Annotated in this window: 23 protein-coding genes and 1 tRNA gene; 13 read left to right on the top strand and 11 right to left on the bottom strand. The window is 62.4% G+C overall.

Features of this window, described 5'->3' with window-relative positions; all coding sequences use genetic code 11:
• Positions 1-9 precede the first annotated feature (9 nt).
• The 3 genes from ampD to P3T18_RS27100 are packed head-to-tail and all read right to left on the bottom strand — an operon-like array spanning position 10 to position 1,845.
• Entirely contained in the window at positions 10-606 is a 597-nt protein-coding gene (gene ampD / locus P3T18_RS27110) for a 1,6-anhydro-N-acetylmuramyl-L-alanine amidase AmpD (protein WP_429303045.1), read from the bottom strand.
• On the bottom strand, positions 603-908 hold the full coding sequence (locus P3T18_RS27105) for a PP0621 family protein (RefSeq protein WP_429303044.1): 306 nt from the start codon (positions 906-908) through the stop codon (positions 603-605). The genes ampD and P3T18_RS27105 overlap by 4 nt, the downstream gene beginning before the upstream one ends.
• A gap of 10 nt (positions 909-918) precedes the next feature.
• Entirely contained in the window at positions 919-1,845 is a 927-nt protein-coding gene (locus tag P3T18_RS27100) for a cytochrome C assembly family protein (protein ID WP_429303043.1), read from the bottom strand.
• Between the two features lie 81 nt (positions 1,846-1,926).
• Between P3T18_RS27100 and ffh the strand changes: the two genes are divergently transcribed.
• Together ffh and P3T18_RS27090 are read left to right on the top strand one after the other, a co-directional pair.
• The gene (ffh, locus tag P3T18_RS27095; RefSeq protein ID WP_429303042.1) at positions 1,927-3,294 is read left to right on the top strand and encodes a signal recognition particle protein; all 1,368 of its coding nucleotides are present in this window, start codon (positions 1,927-1,929) and stop codon (positions 3,292-3,294) included.
• Positions 3,295-3,410: 116 nt separating this feature from the next.
• Positions 3,411-3,962 (top strand): hypoxanthine-guanine phosphoribosyltransferase, encoded by a 552-nt coding sequence (locus P3T18_RS27090; RefSeq protein ID WP_007180337.1) that lies wholly within the window; start codon positions 3,411-3,413, stop codon positions 3,960-3,962.
• A 167-nt stretch (positions 3,963-4,129) separates the two neighbouring features.
• Here P3T18_RS27090 and P3T18_RS27085 read toward each other — a convergent pair whose 3' ends face one another.
• Together P3T18_RS27085 and P3T18_RS27080 are read right to left on the bottom strand one after the other, a co-directional pair.
• Positions 4,130-4,729: a MarC family protein gene (locus tag P3T18_RS27085; protein ID WP_429303041.1), complete on the bottom strand. Its 600-nt coding sequence runs from the start codon at positions 4,727-4,729 to the stop codon at positions 4,130-4,132.
• A gap of 12 nt (positions 4,730-4,741) precedes the next feature.
• On the bottom strand, positions 4,742-6,478 hold the full coding sequence (locus P3T18_RS27080) for a proline--tRNA ligase (RefSeq protein ID WP_429303040.1): 1,737 nt from the start codon (positions 6,476-6,478) through the stop codon (positions 4,742-4,744).
• A 336-nt stretch (positions 6,479-6,814) separates the two neighbouring features.
• On the opposite strand from P3T18_RS27080, the gene P3T18_RS27075 reads away from it, so the two are divergent.
• Together P3T18_RS27075 and P3T18_RS27070 are read left to right on the top strand one after the other, a co-directional pair.
• Positions 6,815-7,555, top strand: coding sequence for an RNA pyrophosphohydrolase (locus P3T18_RS27075; protein WP_429303410.1), 741 nt, complete (start codon positions 6,815-6,817; stop codon positions 7,553-7,555).
• Positions 7,556-7,631: 76 nt separating this feature from the next.
• Entirely contained in the window at positions 7,632-8,189 is a 558-nt protein-coding gene (locus P3T18_RS27070) for a CNP1-like family protein (RefSeq protein WP_429303039.1), read from the top strand.
• A gap of 107 nt (positions 8,190-8,296) precedes the next feature.
• Here the strand turns inward: P3T18_RS27070 and proB are convergent, their stop codons facing one another.
• The 4 genes from proB to rplU all read right to left on the bottom strand — a co-directional run bounded on the left by proB (position 8,297) and on the right by rplU (position 11,436).
• Positions 8,297-9,415, bottom strand: coding sequence for a glutamate 5-kinase (proB, locus tag P3T18_RS27065; protein WP_429303038.1), 1,119 nt, complete (start codon positions 9,413-9,415; stop codon positions 8,297-8,299).
• 73 nt (positions 9,416-9,488) lie between these two features.
• Positions 9,489-10,607, bottom strand: a complete 1,119-nt coding sequence (cgtA, locus tag P3T18_RS27060; RefSeq protein WP_429303037.1) for an Obg family GTPase CgtA — start codon at positions 10,605-10,607, stop codon at positions 9,489-9,491.
• A gap of 228 nt (positions 10,608-10,835) precedes the next feature.
• On the bottom strand, positions 10,836-11,099 hold the full coding sequence (gene rpmA / locus P3T18_RS27055) for a 50S ribosomal protein L27 (protein WP_007180330.1): 264 nt from the start codon (positions 11,097-11,099) through the stop codon (positions 10,836-10,838).
• 25 nt (positions 11,100-11,124) lie between these two features.
• On the bottom strand, positions 11,125-11,436 hold the full coding sequence (rplU, locus tag P3T18_RS27050; RefSeq protein WP_007180329.1) for a 50S ribosomal protein L21: 312 nt from the start codon (positions 11,434-11,436) through the stop codon (positions 11,125-11,127).
• A 239-nt stretch (positions 11,437-11,675) separates the two neighbouring features.
• Here rplU and P3T18_RS27045 point away from each other — a divergent pair, with 239 nt between their 5' ends.
• From P3T18_RS27045 to P3T18_RS27005, 9 genes are all read left to right on the top strand, one after another.
• Positions 11,676-12,668 (top strand): polyprenyl synthetase family protein, encoded by a 993-nt coding sequence (locus P3T18_RS27045; RefSeq protein WP_429303036.1) that lies wholly within the window; start codon positions 11,676-11,678, stop codon positions 12,666-12,668.
• A gap of 39 nt (positions 12,669-12,707) precedes the next feature.
• Positions 12,708-12,784 (top strand) — tRNA-Pro (locus tag P3T18_RS27040).
• A gap of 192 nt (positions 12,785-12,976) precedes the next feature.
• A complete protein-coding gene (locus tag P3T18_RS27035; protein ID WP_429303035.1) occupies positions 12,977-14,281 on the top strand; it encodes an HlyC/CorC family transporter in 1,305 nt (434 codons plus the stop codon).
• Between the two features lie 130 nt (positions 14,282-14,411).
• Positions 14,412-15,725: a GspE/PulE family protein gene (locus P3T18_RS27030; protein ID WP_429303034.1), complete on the top strand. Its 1,314-nt coding sequence runs from the start codon at positions 14,412-14,414 to the stop codon at positions 15,723-15,725.
• On the top strand, positions 15,722-16,951 hold the full coding sequence (locus P3T18_RS27025) for a type II secretion system F family protein (protein ID WP_429303033.1): 1,230 nt from the start codon (positions 15,722-15,724) through the stop codon (positions 16,949-16,951). The genes P3T18_RS27030 and P3T18_RS27025 overlap by 4 nt, the downstream gene beginning before the upstream one ends.
• A gap of 28 nt (positions 16,952-16,979) precedes the next feature.
• The gene (locus tag P3T18_RS27020) at positions 16,980-17,921 is read left to right on the top strand and encodes a prepilin peptidase (protein WP_429303032.1); all 942 of its coding nucleotides are present in this window, start codon (positions 16,980-16,982) and stop codon (positions 17,919-17,921) included.
• A 3-nt stretch (positions 17,922-17,924) separates the two neighbouring features.
• The gene (gene coaE, locus P3T18_RS27015; protein WP_429303031.1) at positions 17,925-18,527 is read left to right on the top strand and encodes a dephospho-CoA kinase; all 603 of its coding nucleotides are present in this window, start codon (positions 17,925-17,927) and stop codon (positions 18,525-18,527) included.
• Between the two features lie 241 nt (positions 18,528-18,768).
• Positions 18,769-19,524, top strand: coding sequence for a cell division protein ZapD (gene zapD, locus P3T18_RS27010; RefSeq protein ID WP_091798841.1), 756 nt, complete (start codon positions 18,769-18,771; stop codon positions 19,522-19,524).
• Positions 19,525-19,635: 111 nt separating this feature from the next.
• Entirely contained in the window at positions 19,636-19,833 is a 198-nt protein-coding gene (locus tag P3T18_RS27005) for a DNA gyrase inhibitor YacG (RefSeq protein WP_429303030.1), read from the top strand.
• 74 nt (positions 19,834-19,907) lie between these two features.
• On the opposite strand, the gene P3T18_RS27000 is transcribed toward P3T18_RS27005, so the two are convergent.
• Both P3T18_RS27000 and P3T18_RS26995 read right to left on the bottom strand, forming a co-directional pair.
• Positions 19,908-20,330, bottom strand: a complete 423-nt coding sequence (locus P3T18_RS27000; RefSeq protein WP_429303029.1) for an NUDIX domain-containing protein — start codon at positions 20,328-20,330, stop codon at positions 19,908-19,910.
• Positions 20,327-21,196, bottom strand: coding sequence for an ATP-binding protein (locus tag P3T18_RS26995; RefSeq protein ID WP_429303028.1), 870 nt, complete (start codon positions 21,194-21,196; stop codon positions 20,327-20,329). Before P3T18_RS26995 ends, P3T18_RS27000 begins: the two co-directional genes overlap by 4 nt.
• Positions 21,197-21,207 lie beyond the last annotated feature (11 nt).

The raw sequence follows: 21,207 nt of genomic DNA, 5'->3' as shown, positions 1-21,207 counted from the left end.
GAGGGGTCGTTACGCTGTTTTGGAAAACTTTAGATAGGGGAAATACTGAGCGGTGAGCGCAGTGTCGCCTTGTAGACGCGTCCACTCGAAATGCGGGCCTGGATCGGTCTTGCGACCGGGCGCGATGTCGGAGTGACCCGCCAGTGCTTCGACCGGATAGCGGGCCTTCAGCGCGTTCACGAGTGCACCCAGCGTGCGGTATTGCGCCGTCTCGAACGGCGTGGTGTCGCTGCCCTCGAGTTCGATGCCGATCGAGAAATCGTTGCAGCGTTCGCGGCCGAAAAAATTCGACGGACCGGCGTGCCATGCCCGTTCGTTGCAAGACACGAATTGCTCCAGCGCGCCGTCGCGATGAATCACGAAATGCGCCGACACCCGCACGCCGCGCAGATGTTCGTCGTAGTACGGATGCGCGTCGCAGTCGAGCGTGTTGAGAAATAGCTGCGCGATCGCCGGACCGCCGAACTCGTTCGGCGGCAAGCTGATGTTATGAACGACGATCAGCGTGGGCACGGCGCCGTCGGGCCGTGCTTCGAAATTCGGCGATGGCAGTTTGCGTGCGGCAGCGACCCAACCGTCGGCGTCGACGGTGAATTCGACGCTCATCGAGCGTCGCGGCCTGTCGGACGCGCGCCGTGACGCTGCGCATGCGCGGCGCTGCAGAACGGCTGCCCCGCCACCACCACGGAGTCGCTCTTCGGCGCGTGCACGCCGCACTCGGCGCAACGGATCATCGGCTCGGCGAGTTGCGGCGCCGCCTGGCGGGCACCGCGCGGCGCACCCTTCGCGTCACCGGCGGGACCGTTCGCGCCGGAGCGTTGCGCCGGTTGGCCGTCGTGACGACGCAGCGCCTTGACCAGCCATTGGCCAACGAAGAACAACAGAATCAGCAGAAAAATTTGTCGCATAGCAGGACGCTCACACTACAGCTCGGTGCAACAGCACCTCGAAAACGAAACGGCTGCCGACGTACGCCAGCAGCAGCGCGACGAACGACGCCAGCACCCAGCGCAATGCCGCACGGCCGCGCCAACCGGACACCTTGCGCGCGGTCAGCAGCGCGCCGAACATGACCCACGACAGAATCGCGAAAACGGTTTTATGGTCGAGCCGCAAGGCGCGATCCACGAGTTGCTCACTAAATAGAATGCCTGAGACGAGCGTCAGCGTGAGCAGGACGAAGCCCGCGCCGATCAGACGGAACAGCAGCTTCTCGAGCGTCAGCAACGGCGGCAGAGAATCGAGCCAGCTCGACAGCCAGCCGTTGCTCGCCGCGGCCGTATGCCGCTGCGCCGCGCCGCCGCGCATGGCGTGCAAACGACGCTCCACGAGCAACATAAGGATGGCGTGCAGGGCCGCGATCGCGAACAGTCCGTACGCGATGTTGGCGATCAGAAAATGCAGCTTGAACATGGGCGCCGCCGAATACGGCAGCACGCGCACGCCGCCGAAGGCGAGCGGCAGCAGCGAGGCGACGCAGGCGAGCGGTAACACCAGCAGACGCAGGCCGTCGAGCGGGAAGAAAAAACTCTCTATCCAGTAGATGCCGGCGCCGAGCCAGAACATCGCGGAAAGCGCGAACGCGAAACCGAACACCATCGCGTTCTGCGGGAAGATGGTGGTATGCAGCAGCACGCCATGAGCGAGCAGCGCGACGAACAGCAGCGCGCGCCCCGACGTGCCCATGCCGGAAGCGGCAGACGCTGCCGCCGACGCCGGCGCGACGGGCACCGGCGGCACGCTCTCGAGCATCGGACGCACGGCGGCGTGCCGGTGCGAGCGCCAGCCGGCCACGGCGAGACCGCCATAGAGGAGCGCAGTGAGGGCATACAGTACAATATCCATATTCGAAGTTTACACTAGGCCCCAACTCCGCGACGTCTTCCGCTTCGCGCGCTGCCCGGGCCGCACTGTTCATCGCTCCCCATGCTCGACAATCTGACTCAACGGATGGCGCGCGTCGTCAAGACGCTGCGCGGCGAAGCCCGGCTCACCGAGGCGAACACCCAGGAAATGCTGCGCGAAGTCCGCCTCGCGCTGCTCGAGGCCGACGTGGCGCTGCCCGTCGTGCGCGAGTTCATCGCCAGGGTGAAAGAAAAGGCCCTCGGCGAAGAGGTCATCAGCAGCCTGTCGCCGGGTCAGGCGCTGGTGGGCGTGGTGCAGCGCGAGCTGACCGCGATCATCGGCGGCGACTACGAAGGCAAGGCCGTCGAACTGAACCTGGCCGTCACACCGCCGGCCGTCATCCTGATGGCGGGTCTGCAGGGCGCGGGTAAAACGACCACGGTCGGCAAGCTCGCCAAACTCCTGCGCGAGAAGTACAAGAAGAAGGTCCTGACCGTTTCCTGCGACGTCTACCGTCCGGCTGCAATCGCGCAGTTGAAGACCGTGACGGAACAGGTCGGCGCAGATTTCTTCCCGTCCGAGCCGGACCAGAAACCGGTCGACATCGCGGTCGCCGCCGTCGACTGGGCCAAGCGTCACTATCACGATGTGCTGATCGTCGACACGGCCGGCCGTCTCGGTATCGACGAAGCCATGATGGCCGAAATCGCCGCCCTGCACGGCATGCTCAAGCCGGCGGAAACGCTGTTCGTGGTCGACGCGATGCTCGGCCAGGACGCGGTGAACACGGCCAAGGCGTTCAGCGACGCGCTGCCGCTCACCGGTGTGGTGCTCACCAAGCTGGACGGCGACTCGCGCGGCGGCGCGGCGCTCTCCGTGCGTCACGTCACGGGCAAGCCGATCAAGTTCGTCGGCGTTGCCGAAAAACTCGACGGCCTCGAAGTGTTCCACCCGGATCGCATGGCGAACCGGATTCTCGGCATGGGCGACATTCTCGCGCTCGTCGAAGAAGCGCAGCGCGGCGTGGACGTGCAAGCTGCCCAGAAGCTCGCCGACAAGGTCAAGAAAGGCGGCGACTTCGACCTCAACGATTTCCGCGCGCAGCTGACGCAAATGAAGGGCATGGGCGGCTTGTCGTCGCTCATGGACAAACTCCCCGCGCAGTTCCAGCAAGCCGCTGCCGGCGCCGACATGGGCCAGGCCGAAAAGCAGATGCGCCGCATGGAAGGCATCATCAACTCCATGACGCCGCTCGAACGCGCCAAGCCCGATCTGATCAAGGCCACGCGCAAGCGCCGCATCGCTGCGGGCGCAGGTGTCCAGGTGCAGGAAGTCAACCGCATGCTGAATCAGTACGACCAGATGCGTACCATGATGAAGAAGCTGAAGGGCGGCAATCTGCAGAAGATGATGCGCGGCATGAAGGGCATGTTGCCCGGTATGCGCTAAGCTTGTTCAAGACGGCGGCCTCGCAGGGCTGACTCCCGGATCGTGCGGGTTTATTCTGTACCGCGCGCCGCCGTTCTCACCCACACTATGTACACAGTTACCGCCCGTCAGACGTCATGAACCGCGAAGAAGCTCTCCACATTTTTAGCCACTCCGAAGAAATCGTTTCGGCCGACGACGTCAACGCGTCGATCAGCGGCATGGCCGCTGCAATCCGCGACGAGATGAGCGAGGATTTCCCGCTCGTGCTGTCGGTGATGGGCGGTGCGGCGGTGTTCACCGGCATGCTCCTGCCGCACCTCGATTTCCCGCTCGAGTTCGACTACATCCACCTCACCCGCTATCGCAACACCACCAAGGGCGGTAACGAGATGCAGTGGCGTGTGGCGCCGGCGGAATCGGTGAAAGATCGCGTCGTGCTGGTGCTCGACGACATCCTCGACGAAGGCGAGACGATGGCCGCGATTCGCGACCGCATTCTCGCGATGGGCGCAAAGCGCTTCCTGAGCGCCGTGCTGTGCGAAAAGATCATTCCGAAGGCCAAGCCGCTGCGCCCGGACTACTGCGGCTTCGAAGTACCAGACCGCTATGTGTTCGGCTGCGGCATGGACGCGAAAGGCTACTGGCGCAACCTGCCCACCATTCGCGCGCTGACCGAAGGCGCTTGAGCAACATCTCCTGACGCGTTTCACGATGCGTCGGATGTAAAAAAAGCGGCCCGCGGGCCGCTTTTTTGTTGCGTGTCTTTTGTTGCGTGTCTTTTGTTGCTTGTTTTTTGTTGCTTGTTTTTTGTTGCATGCAGGAACGGTGGATCGCCGCCTGCCCTGCTGCCTGGTTAAAGCTGATGCACGAAAGACCGGATACCGCCGAGCATCATCTCCACTGAAATTGCCACGAGCACCAGCCCCATCAGCCGTTCGAACGCCATCATGGCACGCTCGCCGAGCCACGCCTGAATGCGCTCCGCCAGCATCAGAACCACCGCGCAGACGATCATGGTGACGGTCAGCGCGCCGATCCATTCGAGCGTCTTTCCGGGCGCCTGCGAGGTCAGCAGCATGACCGTAGCCAGCGCCGACGGCCCCGCCAAAGCAGGAATCGCGAGCGGCACGATCAACGGTTCGCCACCGCGCGTGTCGCCGCCGAACGGGCCGTCCGGGTGCGGAAAGACCATGCGCAGCGCGATCAGAAACAGCACGATGCCGCCGCCGATGCGCAGCGACTGGTCGGTCAGACTCATCATGCGCAGGAAGCGGTCGCCGACCACCATGAACACCAGCAGAATCGCAAAAGCGATCGCCACCTCACGGAGAATGACGATCGTGCGACGCTTCGGCGCCACACCGCGCAGACAGCTGATGAAGAGCGGAATGTTGCCGAGCGGATCGGTGATGAGGATCAGCAGGACGGTCGCGGACAGGAAGGTGTACTCCACCGTCCGCTCCGCTTAGTTCGCCAACGCTGCGCGAACCTTGCCGATCACCGTCTGCGCGGCCTCGTCGACCGGCAGCAGCGTGGCTTCAGCGTCACGGCGGCCTTGATACTCCAGCTTGCCGTCTTTCAGGCCGCGGTCGCCGATCACGAGACGATGCGGTACGCCGATCAGCTCCCAGTCGGCAAACATCACGCCGGGGCGTTCGCCGCGGTCGTCCAGAATCACGTCGATGCCGGCCGCGACCAGTTCCGCGTACAGCTTGTCGGCCTGCTCGCGCACGGCGTCGCTGCGGTCGTAGCCCATCGGGCACAGCACGATCTCGAACGGCGCAATCGATTCCGGCCAGATGATGCCCTTGTCGTCGAAATTCTGTTCGATCGCCGCGCCAAGAATACGCGTGACGCCGATACCGTAGCAGCCCATTTCCATCGGACGCGGCTTGCCGGTTTCGTCCAGACACGTGGCGTTCATCGCTTCCGAATACTTCGTGCCGAGCTGGAACACGTGACCGACTTCGATGCCGCGGCAGATGTCGAGCACGCCCTTGCCGTCCGGCGACGGGTCGCCCTTCTTCACGTTACGGATGTCGGCCACCACCGGTTCCGGCAGATCGCGGCCCCAGTTCACGCCGGTGATGTGGTAATCGACCTCGTTCGCGCCCACCACGAAGTCGCTCATGTTCGCGACCGTGCGGTCCGCGACGACCTTGACCGGCTTCTTCGTGTTGATCGGACCGAGATAGCCCGGCGGCGTGCCGAAGGTCTCGATGATTTCGGCTTCGGTTGCCATGCGGAATTCGGCGAGACCCGGCAGCTTGCTTGCCTTGATCTCGTTCAGATCGTGATCGCCGCGCAGCATCAGCAACCAGATGGTCGGCGCGGCGCCTTCGTTTTCCGTGGCGAGGATGATCGACTTGATGGTGCGTTCGAGCGGAATGTCGAGCAACTCGGCGACGGCTTCGCACTTGGCCTTGCCGGGCGTCGCCGTCTTTTTCATGTCTTCCGCGGCAGCCGCGCGCTCGGCATGCAGCGGCAATGCTTCGGCCGCCTCGACGTTCGCCGCGAAGTCCGAGGTCGGGCAATAGGCGATGGCATCTTCGCCGGTGTCCGCGATGACGTGGAACTCGTGCGAACCGCTGCCGCCGATCGAGCCGTTGTCGGCCGCGACCGCGCGGAAATCCAGACCGAGGCGCGTGAAGATGCGCACGTACGCGTCGTACATCTTGCGATACGACTCACGCAGACCTTCGATGTCTTTATCGAACGAGTACGCGTCTTTCATGATGAATTCACGGCCACGCATGACACCGAAACGCGGACGGATTTCGTCGCGGAACTTGGTTTGCACCTGATAGAAGTTCACCGGCAACTGGCGATAGCTCTTGATCTGATTGCGCGCGATGTCCGTCACCACTTCTTCGTGGGTCGGTCCGATCACGAAATCGGACTGCCTGCGATCCTTGAAGCGCAGCAGCTCGGGGCCGTACTTTTCCCAGCGGCCCGATTCCTGCCACAGTTCGGCCGGCTGCACGGCCGGCATCAGCAGCTCGATCGCGCCTGCCCGGTTCATTTCTTCGCGCACGATCGCTTCCACCTTGCGGATCGAACGCAGGCCGACCGGCAGGTAGTTATAGATACCGCCAGCGACGCGACGGATCATGCCGGCGCGCACCATGAGCTTGTGGCTGACGATCTCGGCGTCGGCCGGAGCTTCTTTCAGGGTGCCGATAAAGAAACGGGAAGCTTTCATTCAGATTATCCAAAAGCGGCGGCTCCGGTGGGGCCGCCCGAAAGGTGAAAACGGTAGGGAATCGACACGGACCCGGCAAAGCGGCCGGCGCGGCACATGGAACACGACCCGGCGCCGGCTTGCAAATCCGGCGAATCATGGCAAGCCAGGGCGCCGCCCGCGCTGCTGAAACCGCCGCGCAAGCCCTTGCAGCAAGGGATGAGGCCGGAAAGCCTGACAGGCTACCGCAAACGCAGCGTTCTTGCGGTGAATCGTTCCATTCTGGTGCGAATCGGTGCGTCGGGTCCGTTATCTGTTTATAATCAAAGCAATTTTAAAGGATTCGAAGGTGGTTGTATGCTGGATCGTGAAGGCTTTCGCCCGAACGTCGGCATCATCCTCTTGAACGCGCACAACGAGGTGTTTTGGGGCAAACGGCTCCGTGAACATTCCTGGCAGTTTCCGCAAGGGGGCATCAAGTACGGAGAGACCCCCGTGCAAGCGATGTATCGGGAGTTACACGAAGAAACCGGGCTGCTTCCTGAGCACGTCAAGGTGATCGGTCGCACACGCGACTGGTTGCGTTACGAGGTGCCTGACAAGTTCATCAAGCGCGAAGTACGTGGTCATTACCGCGGCCAGAAGCAAATCTGGTTCTTGCTACGAATGGTTGGACGCGATTGCGACATCTGCTTGCGCGCCACCGACCACCCGGAGTTCGATGCGTGGCGTTGGAACGAGTACTGGGTGCCGCTCGACTGTGTGATCGAGTTCAAGCGGGATGTATATCAGTTGGCGCTGACGGAGCTATCCCGCTTCATGCGCCGGGCTGCGCCGCGTGCGGAAAAACCTGGCGGGCATCATGGGCCGCGCTATCCCCGGATAGCGTCGTCGATGGAAAGCCCACCGGATTCCACGATGATGACGGTAACGACAGTCACTACCGTCTCCATCGAGACATCGGTTCACACTACGATCGCGTCCGATTGCGGTGGAGGTTCGGAATCGGGCGCCGAGGTTGGCGCCGGATCCGAACGTGAAGACGAACCGGATCGCGAAACCGCCGGCTCGCTGTTCCGCCCAGGCGTGCGCGATTAACAACTCTGTGCGGCGGTTCATGCCGCCTCTACTGGCGCGGCTCGTCGAGTCGCGCCAGTGTTTCGAGGACTTCATATTGAAAGCACTTGCTCTCGTCGTGGCGTGCGTCGCCACCGGCGCCCTGCTGGCTGGATGTTCGAGCGCCGGCAAACCAACCAACAAAGACGATAGCGCGTTCACCTACCTGCTGGACCGGCAGGGCAACTGGGTGGAAAACAAGGTGGACACCTTGCCGCCGCTGCCGCAAGACTCGAATCTGCTGCCGTTCGAGGTCTCGGGCAACACTCCCTTGCAATTCTCGATCGATAAAAACTCGGTCAGCGTCGGCACCGACGGCGTCGTGCGTTACACCGTGGTCGTCACGAGTTCGAGCGGCGCGCGCAATGTGAACTACGAAGGCATTCGTTGCGACACCTACGAATGGCGTCTGTATGCCGGCTTGAACGCCGACCACGACGGCTGGGATCGAACCGTCGAAAACGGCTTCTCGCGTATCGAGAACGGTGCGCTGAATGCTTATCAGGCGTCGCTGTATCAGGACTACATGTGCGCGAACAAGATGCCGACGGGCAACGCGAAGCAGATCGTCGAGAATATCCGCTTCAAGCGCACGCAGAGTTCGCTGATTCATTGAACTAGCGCTGGCTCTGTCCAGATGCGCAGTCCAGATGCAAAAAAGCCGTTCCGGTTAAATGGAACGGCTTTTTTTGATTCGCGCTTCTGGGATCGCGCGCGTACCGGCTAGACCAGAACGAGGTTGTCCCGATGGATCAGTTCCGGCTCGAGCATGTAGCCCAGCACCGATTCGATTTCACCACTCGGGCGCCGCTGGATCAGCTTGGTTTCAGCGCTGCTGTAGTTCGTCAGGCCCCGCGCCACTTCGAGTCCGGCCGCGCTCAAGCAGGCAATGACCTCACCGCGCGCAAACGCGCCCTGAACGCCGACGATACCGATCGGCAGCAAGCTTTTGCCGCCCGCAGTCAGCTTTTCGACCGCGCCGTCATCGATCACGACGTGGCCGCGCACTTGCAGATGATCCGCCATCCATTGCTTGCGCGCCGCCATGCGCGCCGTGCGCGCGATCAATTGCGTGCCGATGGCCTCGCCCGACGCTAGCCGCGACAGCACGTCGGCTTCGCGCCCACTTGCGATCACCGTATTCGCACCGCTATGCGCCGCGCGCTTGGCGGCGAGAATCTTGGTCAGCATGCCGCCGCGGCCCAGGCTCGATCCCGCGCCGCCCGCCATGGCTTCCAGCTCCGGAGCGCCGGCGTCTGCCTGCTGCACGAGCGTAGCGCCAGGGTCTTTACGCGGATCGGCGGTGAACAGACCTTGCTGGTCCGTGAGAATCACGAGCGCATCGCCTTCGATCAGATTCGCGACCAGCGCACCCAGGGTGTCGTTGTCGCCGAACTTGATTTCGTCAGTGATGACGGTGTCGTTCTCGTTGATGATCGGCACGACGCCCAGACGCAGAAGTGTGAGCAACGTGGAACGCGCGTTCAGATAGCGCTCGCGATCGGCCAGGTCGGCGTGAGTCAGAAGAATTTGCGCTGTCTGGATCGAATGTTCGGCAAAGCGGCTTTCGTAGACCTGCGCGAGGCCCATCTGCCCAACCGCCGCGGCTGCCTGCAATTCATCGATTTCACGCGGCCGTTTGCTCCAGCCGAGGCGCTGCATTCCCTCGGCGATCGCGCCGGAACTGACCAGCACGACTTCCTTGCCTTGCGCGCGGAGCGCAGCAATTTGCGCGGCCCAGCGGCCGATCGCGGCATGATCGAGGCCGCGTCCGTCATTGGTGACAAGGCTCGAACCGACTTTCACTACCAATCGCCGTGAATCTGCGATGACTGAACGCATTGTGCGCGGTCTCCAAGATGACGCGTAGTGCTTGCCGCCCGCCCTCTCGAGCCGGCGACGCTCAGGCTTCTCGTTATTCCTGCGGTTCGGCGCTATCCGACGCGGGAGCAGCCGCTTCCGGCTTGTCGCGGAAACGGACGTCGGCAGCGAGGTCTTCTGCTTCGGCCGCGCGCTGCGCATCCGAGTGCGCCGCGATGTGATCGAACACGGCATAGCAAAGATTTTCGCAACCCTGGCCAGTCAGCGCCGAAATCTCGAACACCGGCCCCGTCCAACCGAAGCCCTCGAGGAACGACGACACGCGCGCCTCACGCTCGTCTTCGGGCACCATGTCGAGCTTGTTCAAAACGAGCCAGCGCGGCTTGTCGTAGAGCAGTTCGTCGTACTTGCGCAGTTCGTTGACGATGGCCTTGGCCTCGGCGACCGGATCGACCAATTCATCGAACGGCGCGAGGTCGACGATATGCAGCAGCAAACCGGTGCGCTGCAAGTGACGCAGGAACTGATGGCCGAGACCGGCACCTTCGGCCGCGCCCTCGATCAGCCCCGGAATGTCGGCGATCACAAAGCTGCGGCTCGGGCCAACGCGCACAACGCCAAGGTTTGGCGCGAGCGTGGTGAACGGGTAGTCCGCGATTTTCGGTTTCGCGTTCGACACCGACGCGATAAACGTGGACTTGCCGGCATTCGGCATGCCGAGCAGACCGACGTCGGCCAACACTTTCAGTTCCAGGCGCACCATGCGGCGCTCGCCCGGCTTACCGTCGGTTTTCTGACGCGGCGCGCGGTTGGTACTCGATTTGAAGTGCAGGTTGCCGAGACCGCCCGCACCGCCCTGCGCGATTTGCACGCTCTGGTTGTGCTCGGTCAGATCGGCGATCAACTCGCCGGTTTCCATGTCGGTGATGGTCGTGCCGACCGGCATGCGCAGCGTAATATCGTCGCCGCCTTTGCCGTAGCAGTCGGCGCCGCGGCCGTTTTCGCCGTTGCGCGCCAGGTGTTTTTTCGCGTAGCGGTAGTCGATCAGCGTATTGATATTGCGGTCTGCAACCGCAATCACGCTGCCGCCCCGGCCGCCGTCGCCGCCATCCGGGCCGCCGAACGGAACGAACTTCTCGCGGCGCATCGACGCGCTGCCATCCCCTCCGTCGCCGGCGATGACTTCAATCCTCGCTTCGTCAATGAACTTCATGCGTAACTCCGTCCCGTGGTGTACTGCCAGATGGTGCTGCTAGATTTTGATGCTATCGGATACTGCTATTTTGCCGCGCCCGCCGTGAGGTGATCAATCAGCCGATCAGCTAGCATTCGCCCTCGACCCTTGATCCGCCAGACTTCCGACGAAAGACGCCGCAATAAAAAAAGCCCCGCTAACTTCGCGGGGCCTTCTTCCGGTCCTGAAGCCCGTGTCTGACTAAACTCAGACTGCTGCCGGGACGACGTTGACCATGTGCTTCTTCGCTGCGCCCTTCGTCGAAAAATTGACGTGGCCGTCCGTCAGCGCGAACAAGGTATGATCCTTGCCGATACCGACGTTTTCGCCCGGGTGCATACGCGTGCCGCGTTGGCGAACGATGATGCCGCCAGCGTTGATGGCTTGACCGCCGTAAACCTTGACGCCGAGACGCTTCGATTCAGAGTCGCGGCCGTTCCGGGACGATCCGCCTGCCTTTTTGTGTGCCATTTGATTTGCTCCTTAACCGTTGCGCTTACGCGTTGATCGCGTCGATGCGCAGTTCGGTATAGTTCTGGCGGTGGCCGCCATGCTTCTGGTAGTGCTTCCGGCGACGCATCTTGAAGATAGTCACTTTTGCGTGACGACCTTGCGACACGACGGTAGCCTTGACGGAAGCCCCACTGACCAGCGGCGTACCGAACTTAATCGATTCGCCTTCGCCCACTGCGAGAACCTGGTCGAGCGTGATTTCAGCGTCAATGTCTGCCGGTATCTGTTCTACTTTAAGTTTTTCGCCGACGGCAACTTTATACTGCTTGCCACCGGTTTTTATGACCGCGTACATTGAGAACCTCACTCTGTGTTCATTTTTCCCACGCACCGCGCGCGGAAACCCGTGATTATACATAGAGTTAGCTGCGCGGTCAAAACTCATTGAGAGTCGTTGCCGAACTGCCCGGCGCCTGCCCGCGCAACGCGCGCCCATGATCCCGAGGCGGCCCCAATTTTGGCCGCGCGGCAGCCTGCGACCCGGAACTGTCGCGATTCGCCTTATAATTCGCGGCACTACCCAATTCAGCCATCATGTCGTCGACTGCCACCCCCTCCTCCAACGCCGCCAGCCTGCTTGCTCCGATCGCCGAAGACATGCAGCAGGTGAATCGCGTCATCCGGCACCGCCTGGCGTCCGACGTGATGCTGATCAATCAGATTTCCGAGTACATCATCAGCGCCGGCGGCAAGCGGCTGCGGCCTGCGCTATTGCTGCTGGTGGCGGGCGCGCTGGGCGAAACCACCGGGCATCGGCACGAACTGGCCGCGGTGGTCGAATTCATTCATACGGCCACGCTGCTGCACGACGACGTGGTCGACGAATCGGATCTGCGGCGCGGCCGGCAAACGGCTAATGCGCTATTCGGCAACGCCGCGAGCGTTCTGGTCGGCGATTTCCTGTATTCCCGCTCGTTCCAGATGATGGTGGGCGTGGGCAAAATGCGCGTGATGGAAATTCTTTCGGAGGCGACCAACATCATCTCCGAAGGCGAAGTGCTGCAATTGCTGAACATGCACGACGCCGACGTCGACGAAGCGCGCTACATGCAGGTGATCCGCTACAAAACGGCCAAGCTGTTCGAAGCGGCGGCTCAGCTTGGCGCGGTGCTAGCCGGCGCCGACGCGAAAATCGAAGCAGCTGCGGCGGAGTTCGGCCGGCGCATCGGCACCGCATTCCAGATCATGGACGACTGGCTCGACTACACCGGCACCGCGGAATCGATGGGCAAAAATGCCGGCGACGACCTGCGCGAAGGCAAACCCACGCTTCCGTTGATCTATCTGATCGAACGCGGAACGCCGGAGCAATCGGCATTGGCTCGCGAAGCTATTGAACAGGGCGGCACGGATCGATTCGACACGATTTTCGAAGCGATCACACGCTCTGGCGCACTGGATCACACGTTGGAATGTGCAAAGCAGGAAGCTCAGGCCGCAGCTGCAGCAATTTCTTCATTTCCCGATTCCATTTTCAAAGATAGCCTGCTAGAATTATGTTCTTACTCAACGGCAAGACAGTCTTAAACGAGACTGAAACACCGTAAGAGTCCAGCAGTACCAAATCGGGGTGTAGCTTAGCCTGGTAGAGCGCTACGTTCGGGACGTAGAGGCCGGAGGTTCGAATCCTCTCACCCCGACCAGATTTTCCTTGTTAGTTCAAGGTTCGAAAAACCGCCCAGTTCGCTTGGCGGTTTTTTTGTTTTTGCACTCCATTCAAGCAGTGTGTCCAAGTCCGTCGCGAGCAGGCCGATTCCGCCAGGGACATGCGCCGGTCGGCCTTAGCGGCCCCTCTGCTATATTCTCTCCATCCCGTCTCCTACCTCTCACCGCGCGTGGAACAACTTCCCTTATGGGCGCAGATCGGCGCCGTCGTTCTGCTACTCGTCTGCTCAAGTTTCTTTTCGATTTCCGAAACGGCAATGATGGCGCTCAATCGCCATCGTCTGAAACATCTCGCCAACCAGAACGCGCTGGGCGCCAAAACCACGCAAGGATTGCTGGCGCACACGGACCAGTTGCTGAGCGTTGTGCTCATCGGCAACAACCTTTTTAATACGATCATTCCGGTCCTCACCACGTCGATCGCCCTGCATACCTTTGGGCGGAACAACCTGGTGCTGTCGATCGCAACCGGCATCGTCGCGTTTCTGATTATCGTGTTTGCGGAAATCACGCCGAAAATCGTCGGCGCCACGTTTCCGGAGAAAATCGCGCTGCCGGCCAGCCTTCTGATTGCGCCGATGATGCGCATCGCGAAGCCGCTCGTGTGGTTCGTCAATCTGCTCGCGAACGGGATCCTGCGCCTGCTGCACATCAACACCAAAGGCGCGCACAACCAGAGGCTGTCCACCGAAGAATTGCGCACCATCGTGCTCGAATCGGGCAGCTTCATGCCGACCAAGCACCGCAGCATTCTGCTCAATCTCTTCGACCTCGAAAACATCTCCGTCGAAGACGTCATGATCCCGCGACGCCGTATCGAATCACTCGATTTCGATGCGCCCTTCGAACAGATCCTGCATCAACTCGAAACCTGTTACCACAACAAGCTGATCGTCTATCAGGGTGACATCGACCGCGTGCTCGGCGTGCTGCACGTTCGTAAAACGCTGGCCGCCCTGCACAATCAGGAGCTGGAACGCGAGACATTGCGCGAGCTGCTCGCCGAGCCCTACTTCGTGCCGACCGGCACGCCCGTATTCCAGCAACTCCAATACTTCCAGGAAAGCCGGCACCGCACGGCACTGGTCGTCAACGAATACGGCGAACTGCAGGGACTCGTGACGCCGGAAGACATCATCGAAGAACTGATCGGCGAGTTCACGACGTCGATTCCGCGCGGCGCCAATTCGCGCGGTGGCTGGAACGAGAACGGCGAATGCATCGTGGCGGGCAGCATGCCGCTGCGCGAATTGAACCGATGGCTGCAACTCACGCTACCGACCGACGGCCCGAAGACGCTCAACGGCCTGATCCTCGAAATTCTCGAAGACATTCCGGACGGCGACGTGTGCGTGCAGATCGGCGCGGTCAAACTCGAAGTGATGCGCAGCGACGACCAGGCCATTCGCACGGTCAAACTGTTCAGGCCGCCGCTTCGCGCAGGCCTTAAGGCGTCCAAAGCCGCACGCGGCTGAGCCATTCACGCATAACGATGACACATCGACCTGCCACGCGCCATTAGCCGATCGGCCTAATGGCGGCGGCCATGGCGTTGCCGGATGATGAAGCCCTCGTGTCCTACAGGCGGCTCATCACCGGTCATTCATGCAAGCGCCCTTCCAACCGTCGACAACGCCGCCCACGTCCGCCGCGTTACGGCCAGTCAAGCCCGATAGCGAGCGTGCGATCAAAGCGAAAGCCAATGCCTTCGCAACCGACTCCAACGCCAATTCGAATCTGGCCGATCCGGACAACGCGCCCGCCGTCCGCCTGCTCACCGACACCTTGCAGGAAGCGACACGCCGCAATGCGTCGGACCTGCACATCGAGCCGGCCGAATCCGGCTGGCGGGTGCGGCTGCGTATCGACGGCGTGCTGCACGAACTTGCCGCGCCGCCTGCCCATCTGCGTGACGCGTTTATCACGCGGGTCAAGGTGCTGGCGCGCATGGACATCGCGGAGCGGCGCGTGCCGCAGGATGGTCGCCTACGAATCGCGACCTCGCCCGGTCGCGTGGAAGATTACCGCGTGAACTCCCTGCCGACGCTGTTCGGTGAGAAGCTGGTTTTGCGGCGGCTCGATGCGCTGCCGACCGATCTTTCGCTCGACTCGCTCGGGCTCGCCGCACGTCAACGCGATCTGGTCGATGCGGCGATTCGCGCTCCGCATGGATTGATGCTCGTCACCGGCCCCACCGGCAGCGGCAAAACGCTGTCGCTCTATTGCTTCCTGCAGTTGCTCAATAGCGAGACGCGCAATCTGTGCTCGGTCGAAGACCCGGCGGAAATCCAGCTCGCGGGCATCAACCAGGTCAGCGTGCGAGAAAAGGCCGGCCTGACATTCGCCGTGGCCCTGCGCGCATTTCTGCGCCAGGATCCGGACGTGATCATGGTCGGCGAAATCCGTGACGACGAAACTGCCGACGTCGCCGTGAAGGCCGCGCAGACCGGTCATCTGGTGCTCTCCACGCTGCATACCAACGACGCTCCGGCGGCCATCGCGCGCCTGATCGATATCGGCGTCGAACCATACAATCTGGCCGCTGCGCTGCGGATGGTCACCGCGCAGCGACTCGTGCGGCGTTTGTGTCCGGCGTGCCGCATGCCCGCGCCGCAGACAGAAACGGCACTGCGCGCGGCAGGCTTCGCGGAAGACCAACTCGATGGTTGGCACCCCTACATTGCGACCGGCTGCGCGAGTTGCCACGGCATCGGATATCGCGGACGTGTCGGCGTCCATCAGGTCATGCCGGTATCCGACGCGATGCGCGAGCTGATCGTCGCGAGTGCCGGTACGCATGCGCTCGCACGGCTCGCTCAGCAGGAACAGGTCGCCACTTTGCGCGACGCGGCGCTCGCCCGCGTGCGCGACGGCACGACGAGCCTCGCCGAAGCGCTAGCCGCCACGGAGGTTGCATGATCGCCGCGACACCTCACCGCGCTGCCGCGAACGACATGCGCTTCAAATGGCAAGGCGTCGACACCAACGGTACGCGCAAATCCGGCTCGCTCATCGCGCCCGACGCGAGCGTCGCGCGGACCATGCTTCAGCGCGACAAGCTGTTCATCGTCGAACTGAGCGCGCATGGCGTTGCGCCGCGTCCGAAAGCGCGCGCCGCCGACGTCACGCTTTTCACGCGTCAACTCGCGAGCCTGCTGCGCGCAGGATTGCCGCTTGCGCCGGCGCTGGAGTTGCTGGCGCAAAACCAGAATTCCCGACAACCGGGCATGCCGCGCATAGTCGGTGCGCTTGCGCGCGACATTACGAGCGGCCTGCGCTTTTCGGCGGCGCTGCAACGCCATCCGGCACAGTTCAACGCGCTGTTCTGTCAGCTCGTCGAAGTAGGCGAAGCGGCAGGCGCGCTAGCAACCGTGCTGGCTCGCATTGCCGACGATCGCGAGCGGACCGCGGCGCAGCGCGCCAAAGTGCGCGGCGCGTTGACCTACCCGGTCGCGATTCTGTTGCTCGCGATTGCAATCACTGCGGCGCTACTGATATGGGTCGTGCCGACGTTCAAACAGATCTTCGACGGATTCGGCGCCAGGCTGCCGGCTCCCACGCAGTTCGTGTTGGCGCTGTCGGCCGGTGCGGCACGTTGGAGCGTGCCGGTTGTCGTCGCCGTCTTCGCGGCAACTTCGGCTATGACGTTTCTATTGCGACGTTCCGAACTAGCACGTGTTCGATTCGCGCGGCTATCGCTGACAATCCCGGTCGCCGGTCCGATGCTGCGCACGCTCTGCGCGGCACGCTGGAGCCGGGCGCTGGGCACGTTGCTGTCGGCCGGCACGCCGCTCGCCGATGCCTTCGAGTCGCTGACCCACGCCACCGGCAACGCCTTCTTCGATCGCGCTACCGTGGAAATCGCCGCGCGTTTGCGGCGAGGCGAACGGCTCGCGGCGGCCATGCAGGCGGCGCACTGCTTTCCGCCCGAGGTCGTGCAGCCGGTCGCGGTGGCAGAAGAATCCGGCGCGCTCGACACCATGCTGATCGACATCGCGTCGCTGGCCGACCGTCAGGTCGACGAAAAGATCGGCGTGTTGTCGAGTCTGTGCGAGCCGCTCGTCATTATCGTGCTGGGTGCGCTCGTGGGCGGTCTCGTCATCGCCATGTATCTCCCCATTATTCAACTCGGCAACGTGGTGTAGCATCGCAGCCGAATCCAACTCTTTCGCCATGCAGGCTACTTTTCCACTCGTGCCAGAAACCTCTTCAAGCGTGCTTTCGGGCATGCTGCCCAATCACTTCGCGGCCGGCATCGGCGTCGCGTTCGGCAGTCTGCCTGCCGGCGCGCAATTCGCCTTCGTCATCGTGCTCGGTCTGGTGGTCGGCAGCTTCCTGAACGTGGTCGTGCATCGCGTGCCGATCATGCTCGAGCGGGCATGGCGCGAAGAAGTGAGTGACGCCATCGACGAACCGCTCGAGGACGACGGTCTGCCGGCACGCTATAACTTATGGGTGCCGCGCAGTGCATGTCCGCATTGCGGTCACGTGCTGAGCGCGTGGGAAAACCTGCCGCTGCTTAGCTACGTGTTGCTTCGCGGGCGCTGTTCGGCGTGCAAGGCACACATCAGCGCGCGTTACCCACTCGTGGAACTGGCCTGCGCCGCGCTCGCGGCCGCCTCGCTTGCGCTATACGGATCGACCGGTACCGCGCTCGCAGCCTTCGGCTTATGCGCCGCGCTCCTCGCCATGAGCGCGATCGACATCGACACTCATCTGCTTCCCGACTCCATGACGCTGCCGCTATTGTGGGCAGGGCTCATCGTGAACTTCGACGGCCTCTTCACGAGCCTTCACGATGCGGTGCTCGGCGCTATCTTCGGCTATCTGGTCCTGTGGGTCGTGCACTGGCTGTTCAAGCTGATACGTGGCGTCGACGGCATGGGCTATGGCGACTTCAAACTGCTCGCGGCATTGGGCGCGTGGCTCGGTTGGGCCGCCTTGCCGCAGATCGTATTGATCGCCGCGGTAACCGGCGCCGTGGTCGGTCTTGCCGCAACGTGGCGCGGCCGCATGCGCTTCGAAGAGCCGTTGCCATTCGGGCCCTTTCTCGCTGCGGGCGGTGCTGTTACGCTATTTCTCGGTACACCGCTTTATATGGCTTTGGGAGGCTGAAGCATGTTCGTCGTGGGATTGACCGGCGGCATCGGCAGCGGCAAGTCCACCGTCGCCGATCTGTTCGCCTTGCAGGGCGTGCCGCTCGTCGACACCGACCTGATCGCGCATCGCATCACGGCCCCGCACGGCGTGGCGATGTCGCCGATCGCCACGGAGTTCGGCAACGAGTTCGTCGCGGCCGACGGCTCGCTCGATCGCGCCCGCATGCGCGAACTCGTGTTCAGCGACGAAACCGCGCGCAAGCGGCTCGAGAGCATCACGCATCCGTTGATTCGCGCCGAGACCGAGCGCGAACAGCGCGAAGCGCAAGGGCCTTACGTCATCGTCGTCGTGCCGCTGCTGGTGGAGTCGGGTACATGGCGAAACCGCGTGAATCGCGTGCTCACTGTCGATTGCAGCGTCGAGACGCAAATCTCGCGTGTGATGCGCCGCAACGCGTTCAGCCGCGAACAGGTGCAGGCCATCATCGCAAGACAGGCTACGCGTGAAGCGCGACTTGCCGCCGCAGACGACGTCGTCGACAACGACGACACGCCGCTCGACGCACTTACCGCGCGGGTCGACGCGCTCCACCAGACTTATCTGACGATGGCGAAAGCCTGACGCCGGACGCGTCGAAAACGGGTCGGGCCGGGCGCCGCGCAGCGTTCGCAAGTCGAACCTGCCACGCGTGCCGAACTTTGCGATCACGCATCGATCGAAGGACGGACGACGCCGCAAATTGCGGGAAACACGCAAAAAAAGCGGCAAAAGCACGCCAGAAAAGTGCGTGATTGCTAGGGTAGTCTCGCAGCATTAGAATGTTCTGCATTCCGTTCACCGACCACGCCCGAGGCGAGCCCGCTTGATCCTTTACGAGTATCCCTTCAACGAGCGAATCCGGACGCTATTGCGCCTCGAAGATCTGTTCGAGCGTTTCACGTTCTTTCTGACTCAGGAAGACGCCCGGGAACATCACGTCGCACTGACAACGTTGTTCGAAATCTCCGAGGTTGCGGGTCGCGCGGATCTTAAGTCCGATCTGATGAAGGAGCTCGAACGGCAGCGTCAAACGCTCGCGCCGTTCCGCGGCAATCCCGGCATCGAACAGAATGCACTGGAAGCCGTGCTTGGCGAGATCGAACAAACCTTGGCCGGCCTTTCGCAGATGCAAGGCAAGACCGGCCAGCATCTTGCCGACAACGAGTGGCTCGCCAGTATCCGCAGCCGCGCCATCATTCCCGGCGGCACCTGCAAGTTCGACTTGCCCTCCTACTACGCGTGGCAGCAGATTCACCCGGACCAACGCCGGCAAGACATCGCCAAGTGGGTCACGCCCTTGCTGCCGCTGCGCGATGCCGCCACGATCGTGCTGCGCCTCGCGCGGGAATCGGGTCAGGCGTCCAAGGTCATGGCCATGCAGGGCAGCTATCAGCAAATGCTGTCAGGACGTTCGTATCAATTGATGCAGGTACGCGTGGCACCGGAATTGCGCGTGATTCCCGAAGCGAGCGCCAACAAGTACATGCTGTGGGTGCGCTTTACGGTACAGGACGGCGATTTGCGCCCGCGTGCGGTAGACGTCGACGTCCCGTTCCAGCTGACGTTGTGCAGCCTGTAACGCGGCTTGCGCCGGCTGCTGTTGAAACCGGATGTCGGGCATGCCTTTAAAGCGGCACAAAATGCCCCTATATTCGATACTTGTTCCGTTTGCGATTGATTGCCTGACCGTATGCCTACCGTCGTCAAATGCCCCACTTGCGGAAAGGATGTCCGCTGGACTCCGGAAAACCGCTTTCGCCCGTTCTGCTCGGAACGCTGCAAGCAGACCGATCTCGGCGCCTGGGCCGCTGAGAAATACAGGATTGGCGGTACAGATCAGGAACCGCCGTCGGATGAATCGCCAGGTAGCGATTACACGCCGCACTAGGCGCACGGCGTCTGCTGTTTGATCACAAGCCGGCGCCGCGGGCGTAGCGCGGGCTTGTGCGAGTTGGCGCTCTTCTAGTTTTCTTCGGCCGCGAGCCATTCCAGCACGGGAATGGTCGCCGGCAGCAGCGGTGATACGTCGGCAGGCAGTGTCTGCCAGACAAATGCCTGGCCCTCGCGGCCGTGCGGCTCACCCGACCACTCCGTTACCTTGCAGAAAAACAGCCGCACGTAGGCATGCGGGTAATCGTGTTCGAGCGTGTGCCAGAGATGGCTCGCTTTGACGTCGATGCCCAATTCCTCGTGCAACTCACGCGCAAGCGCCGCTTCGACCGATTCGCCCGCCTCCAGCTTGCCGCCAGGAAACTCCCAGTAGCCTTCGTACGGCTTGCCAGCCGGCCGTTGCGCCAGCAGATAGCGTCCATCCGGCTGAATCAGCACGCCAACGGCGACTTCCGTCACCGGGCGGGCCGCCGGGTTTTTCGACGTGTCGCTCATGCCGAAGTCTTCCGACCGGACCAGTCGCGGGCAAATTGCCACGCCACGCGCCCCGAGCGCGAACCGCGCTCCAGCGCCCAGACCAGCGCGTCGCCGCGCGCCGCTTCGACTTCAGACTCGTCGCAGCCGAAATGACGGAGCCAGTGGCCGATGATCGACAGGTAGTCGTCCTGTTTGAACGGATAAAAGCTGACCCACAGCCCGAAACGTTCCGACAGCGAAATCTTCTCTTCAACCAACTCGCCAGGATGAATCTCGCCGTCTGACGTGTGCTTGTAGGTTTCGTTGTCGCTCATGTACTCGGGGAGCAGATGGCGGCGATTGGACGTGGCGTAGATCAGCACGTTATCGGATTGCGCGGCGATCGATCCGTCCAGCGCGACTTTCAGCGCCTTGTAGCCCGACTCGCCGTCTTCGAACGACAGGTCGTCGCAAAACACGACGAAGCGCTCCGGCCGCTGCGCGATCAGGTCGACGATGTCACCGAGGTCGTGCAGGTCGTCCTTGTCGACTTCGATCAGACGCAGACCGTCTTTCGCGTACGCGTTCAGGCAAGCCTTGATCAACGATGACTTGCCGGTGCCGCGCGCGCCCGTCAGCAGCACGTTGTTGGCCGGCTGCTTGTGGACGAACTGGCGCGTGTTCTGCTCGATCAGCCCTTTCTGACGATCGATGTTCTGCAGATCGTCCAGGGTGATCGCGGAAATGGCCGGCACGGGCTGCAAATAGCCACGCCCCTGGCGCTTGCGCCAGCGAAAGGCGACCGCGGCCGACCAGTCGATCTCCGGCGCCGCCGGCGGCAGCATTGCTTCGAGACGAACGAGCACGGCTTCGGCTCGGGTCAAAAACTGTTCGAGTTTGTCCATGGCTGAGTGAA

This window comes from Paraburkholderia sp. GAS199 (assembly GCF_050436585.1).
Taxonomy (GTDB): Bacteria; Pseudomonadota; Gammaproteobacteria; order Burkholderiales; family Burkholderiaceae; genus Paraburkholderia.
This window is presented reverse-complemented; position numbering and strand designations above follow the sequence as displayed.

What these genes read in the sequence shown, in the direction of transcription:
- rpmA (WP_007180330.1), bottom strand. Translation starts at nt 11,099, where the DNA reads ATGGCACACAAAAAGGCAGGCGGATCGTCCCGGAACGGCCGCGACTCT.
- ffh (WP_429303042.1), top strand. Translation starts at nt 1,927, where the DNA reads ATGCTCGACAATCTGACTCAACGGATGGCGCGCGTCGTCAAGACGCTG.
- P3T18_RS27090 (WP_007180337.1), top strand. Translation starts at nt 3,411, where the DNA reads ATGAACCGCGAAGAAGCTCTCCACATTTTTAGCCACTCCGAAGAAATC.
- proB (WP_429303038.1), bottom strand. Translation starts at nt 9,415, where the DNA reads ATGCGTTCAGTCATCGCAGATTCACGGCGATTGGTAGTGAAAGTCGGT.
- P3T18_RS27005 (WP_429303030.1), top strand. Translation starts at nt 19,636, where the DNA reads ATGCCTACCGTCGTCAAATGCCCCACTTGCGGAAAGGATGTCCGCTGG.
- coaE (WP_429303031.1), top strand. Translation starts at nt 17,925, where the DNA reads ATGTTCGTCGTGGGATTGACCGGCGGCATCGGCAGCGGCAAGTCCACC.
- ampD (WP_429303045.1), bottom strand. Translation starts at nt 606, where the DNA reads ATGAGCGTCGAATTCACCGTCGACGCCGACGGTTGGGTCGCTGCCGCA.
- P3T18_RS27020 (WP_429303032.1), top strand. Translation starts at nt 16,980, where the DNA reads ATGCAGGCTACTTTTCCACTCGTGCCAGAAACCTCTTCAAGCGTGCTT.
- P3T18_RS27075 (WP_429303410.1), top strand. Translation starts at nt 6,815, where the DNA reads ATGCTGGATCGTGAAGGCTTTCGCCCGAACGTCGGCATCATCCTCTTG.
- P3T18_RS27100 (WP_429303043.1), bottom strand. Translation starts at nt 1,845, where the DNA reads ATGGATATTGTACTGTATGCCCTCACTGCGCTCCTCTATGGCGGTCTC.
- P3T18_RS27105 (WP_429303044.1), bottom strand. Translation starts at nt 908, where the DNA reads ATGCGACAAATTTTTCTGCTGATTCTGTTGTTCTTCGTTGGCCAATGG.
- rplU (WP_007180329.1), bottom strand. Translation starts at nt 11,436, where the DNA reads ATGTACGCGGTCATAAAAACCGGTGGCAAGCAGTATAAAGTTGCCGTC.
- P3T18_RS27000 (WP_429303029.1), bottom strand. Translation starts at nt 20,330, where the DNA reads ATGAGCGACACGTCGAAAAACCCGGCGGCCCGCCCGGTGACGGAAGTC.
- P3T18_RS27045 (WP_429303036.1), top strand. Translation starts at nt 11,676, where the DNA reads ATGTCGTCGACTGCCACCCCCTCCTCCAACGCCGCCAGCCTGCTTGCT.
- P3T18_RS27025 (WP_429303033.1), top strand. Translation starts at nt 15,722, where the DNA reads ATGATCGCCGCGACACCTCACCGCGCTGCCGCGAACGACATGCGCTTC.
- P3T18_RS27080 (WP_429303040.1), bottom strand. Translation starts at nt 6,478, where the DNA reads ATGAAAGCTTCCCGTTTCTTTATCGGCACCCTGAAAGAAGCTCCGGCC.
- P3T18_RS27030 (WP_429303034.1), top strand. Translation starts at nt 14,412, where the DNA reads ATGCAAGCGCCCTTCCAACCGTCGACAACGCCGCCCACGTCCGCCGCG.
- P3T18_RS26995 (WP_429303028.1), bottom strand. Translation starts at nt 21,196, where the DNA reads ATGGACAAACTCGAACAGTTTTTGACCCGAGCCGAAGCCGTGCTCGTT.
- cgtA (WP_429303037.1), bottom strand. Translation starts at nt 10,607, where the DNA reads ATGAAGTTCATTGACGAAGCGAGGATTGAAGTCATCGCCGGCGACGGA.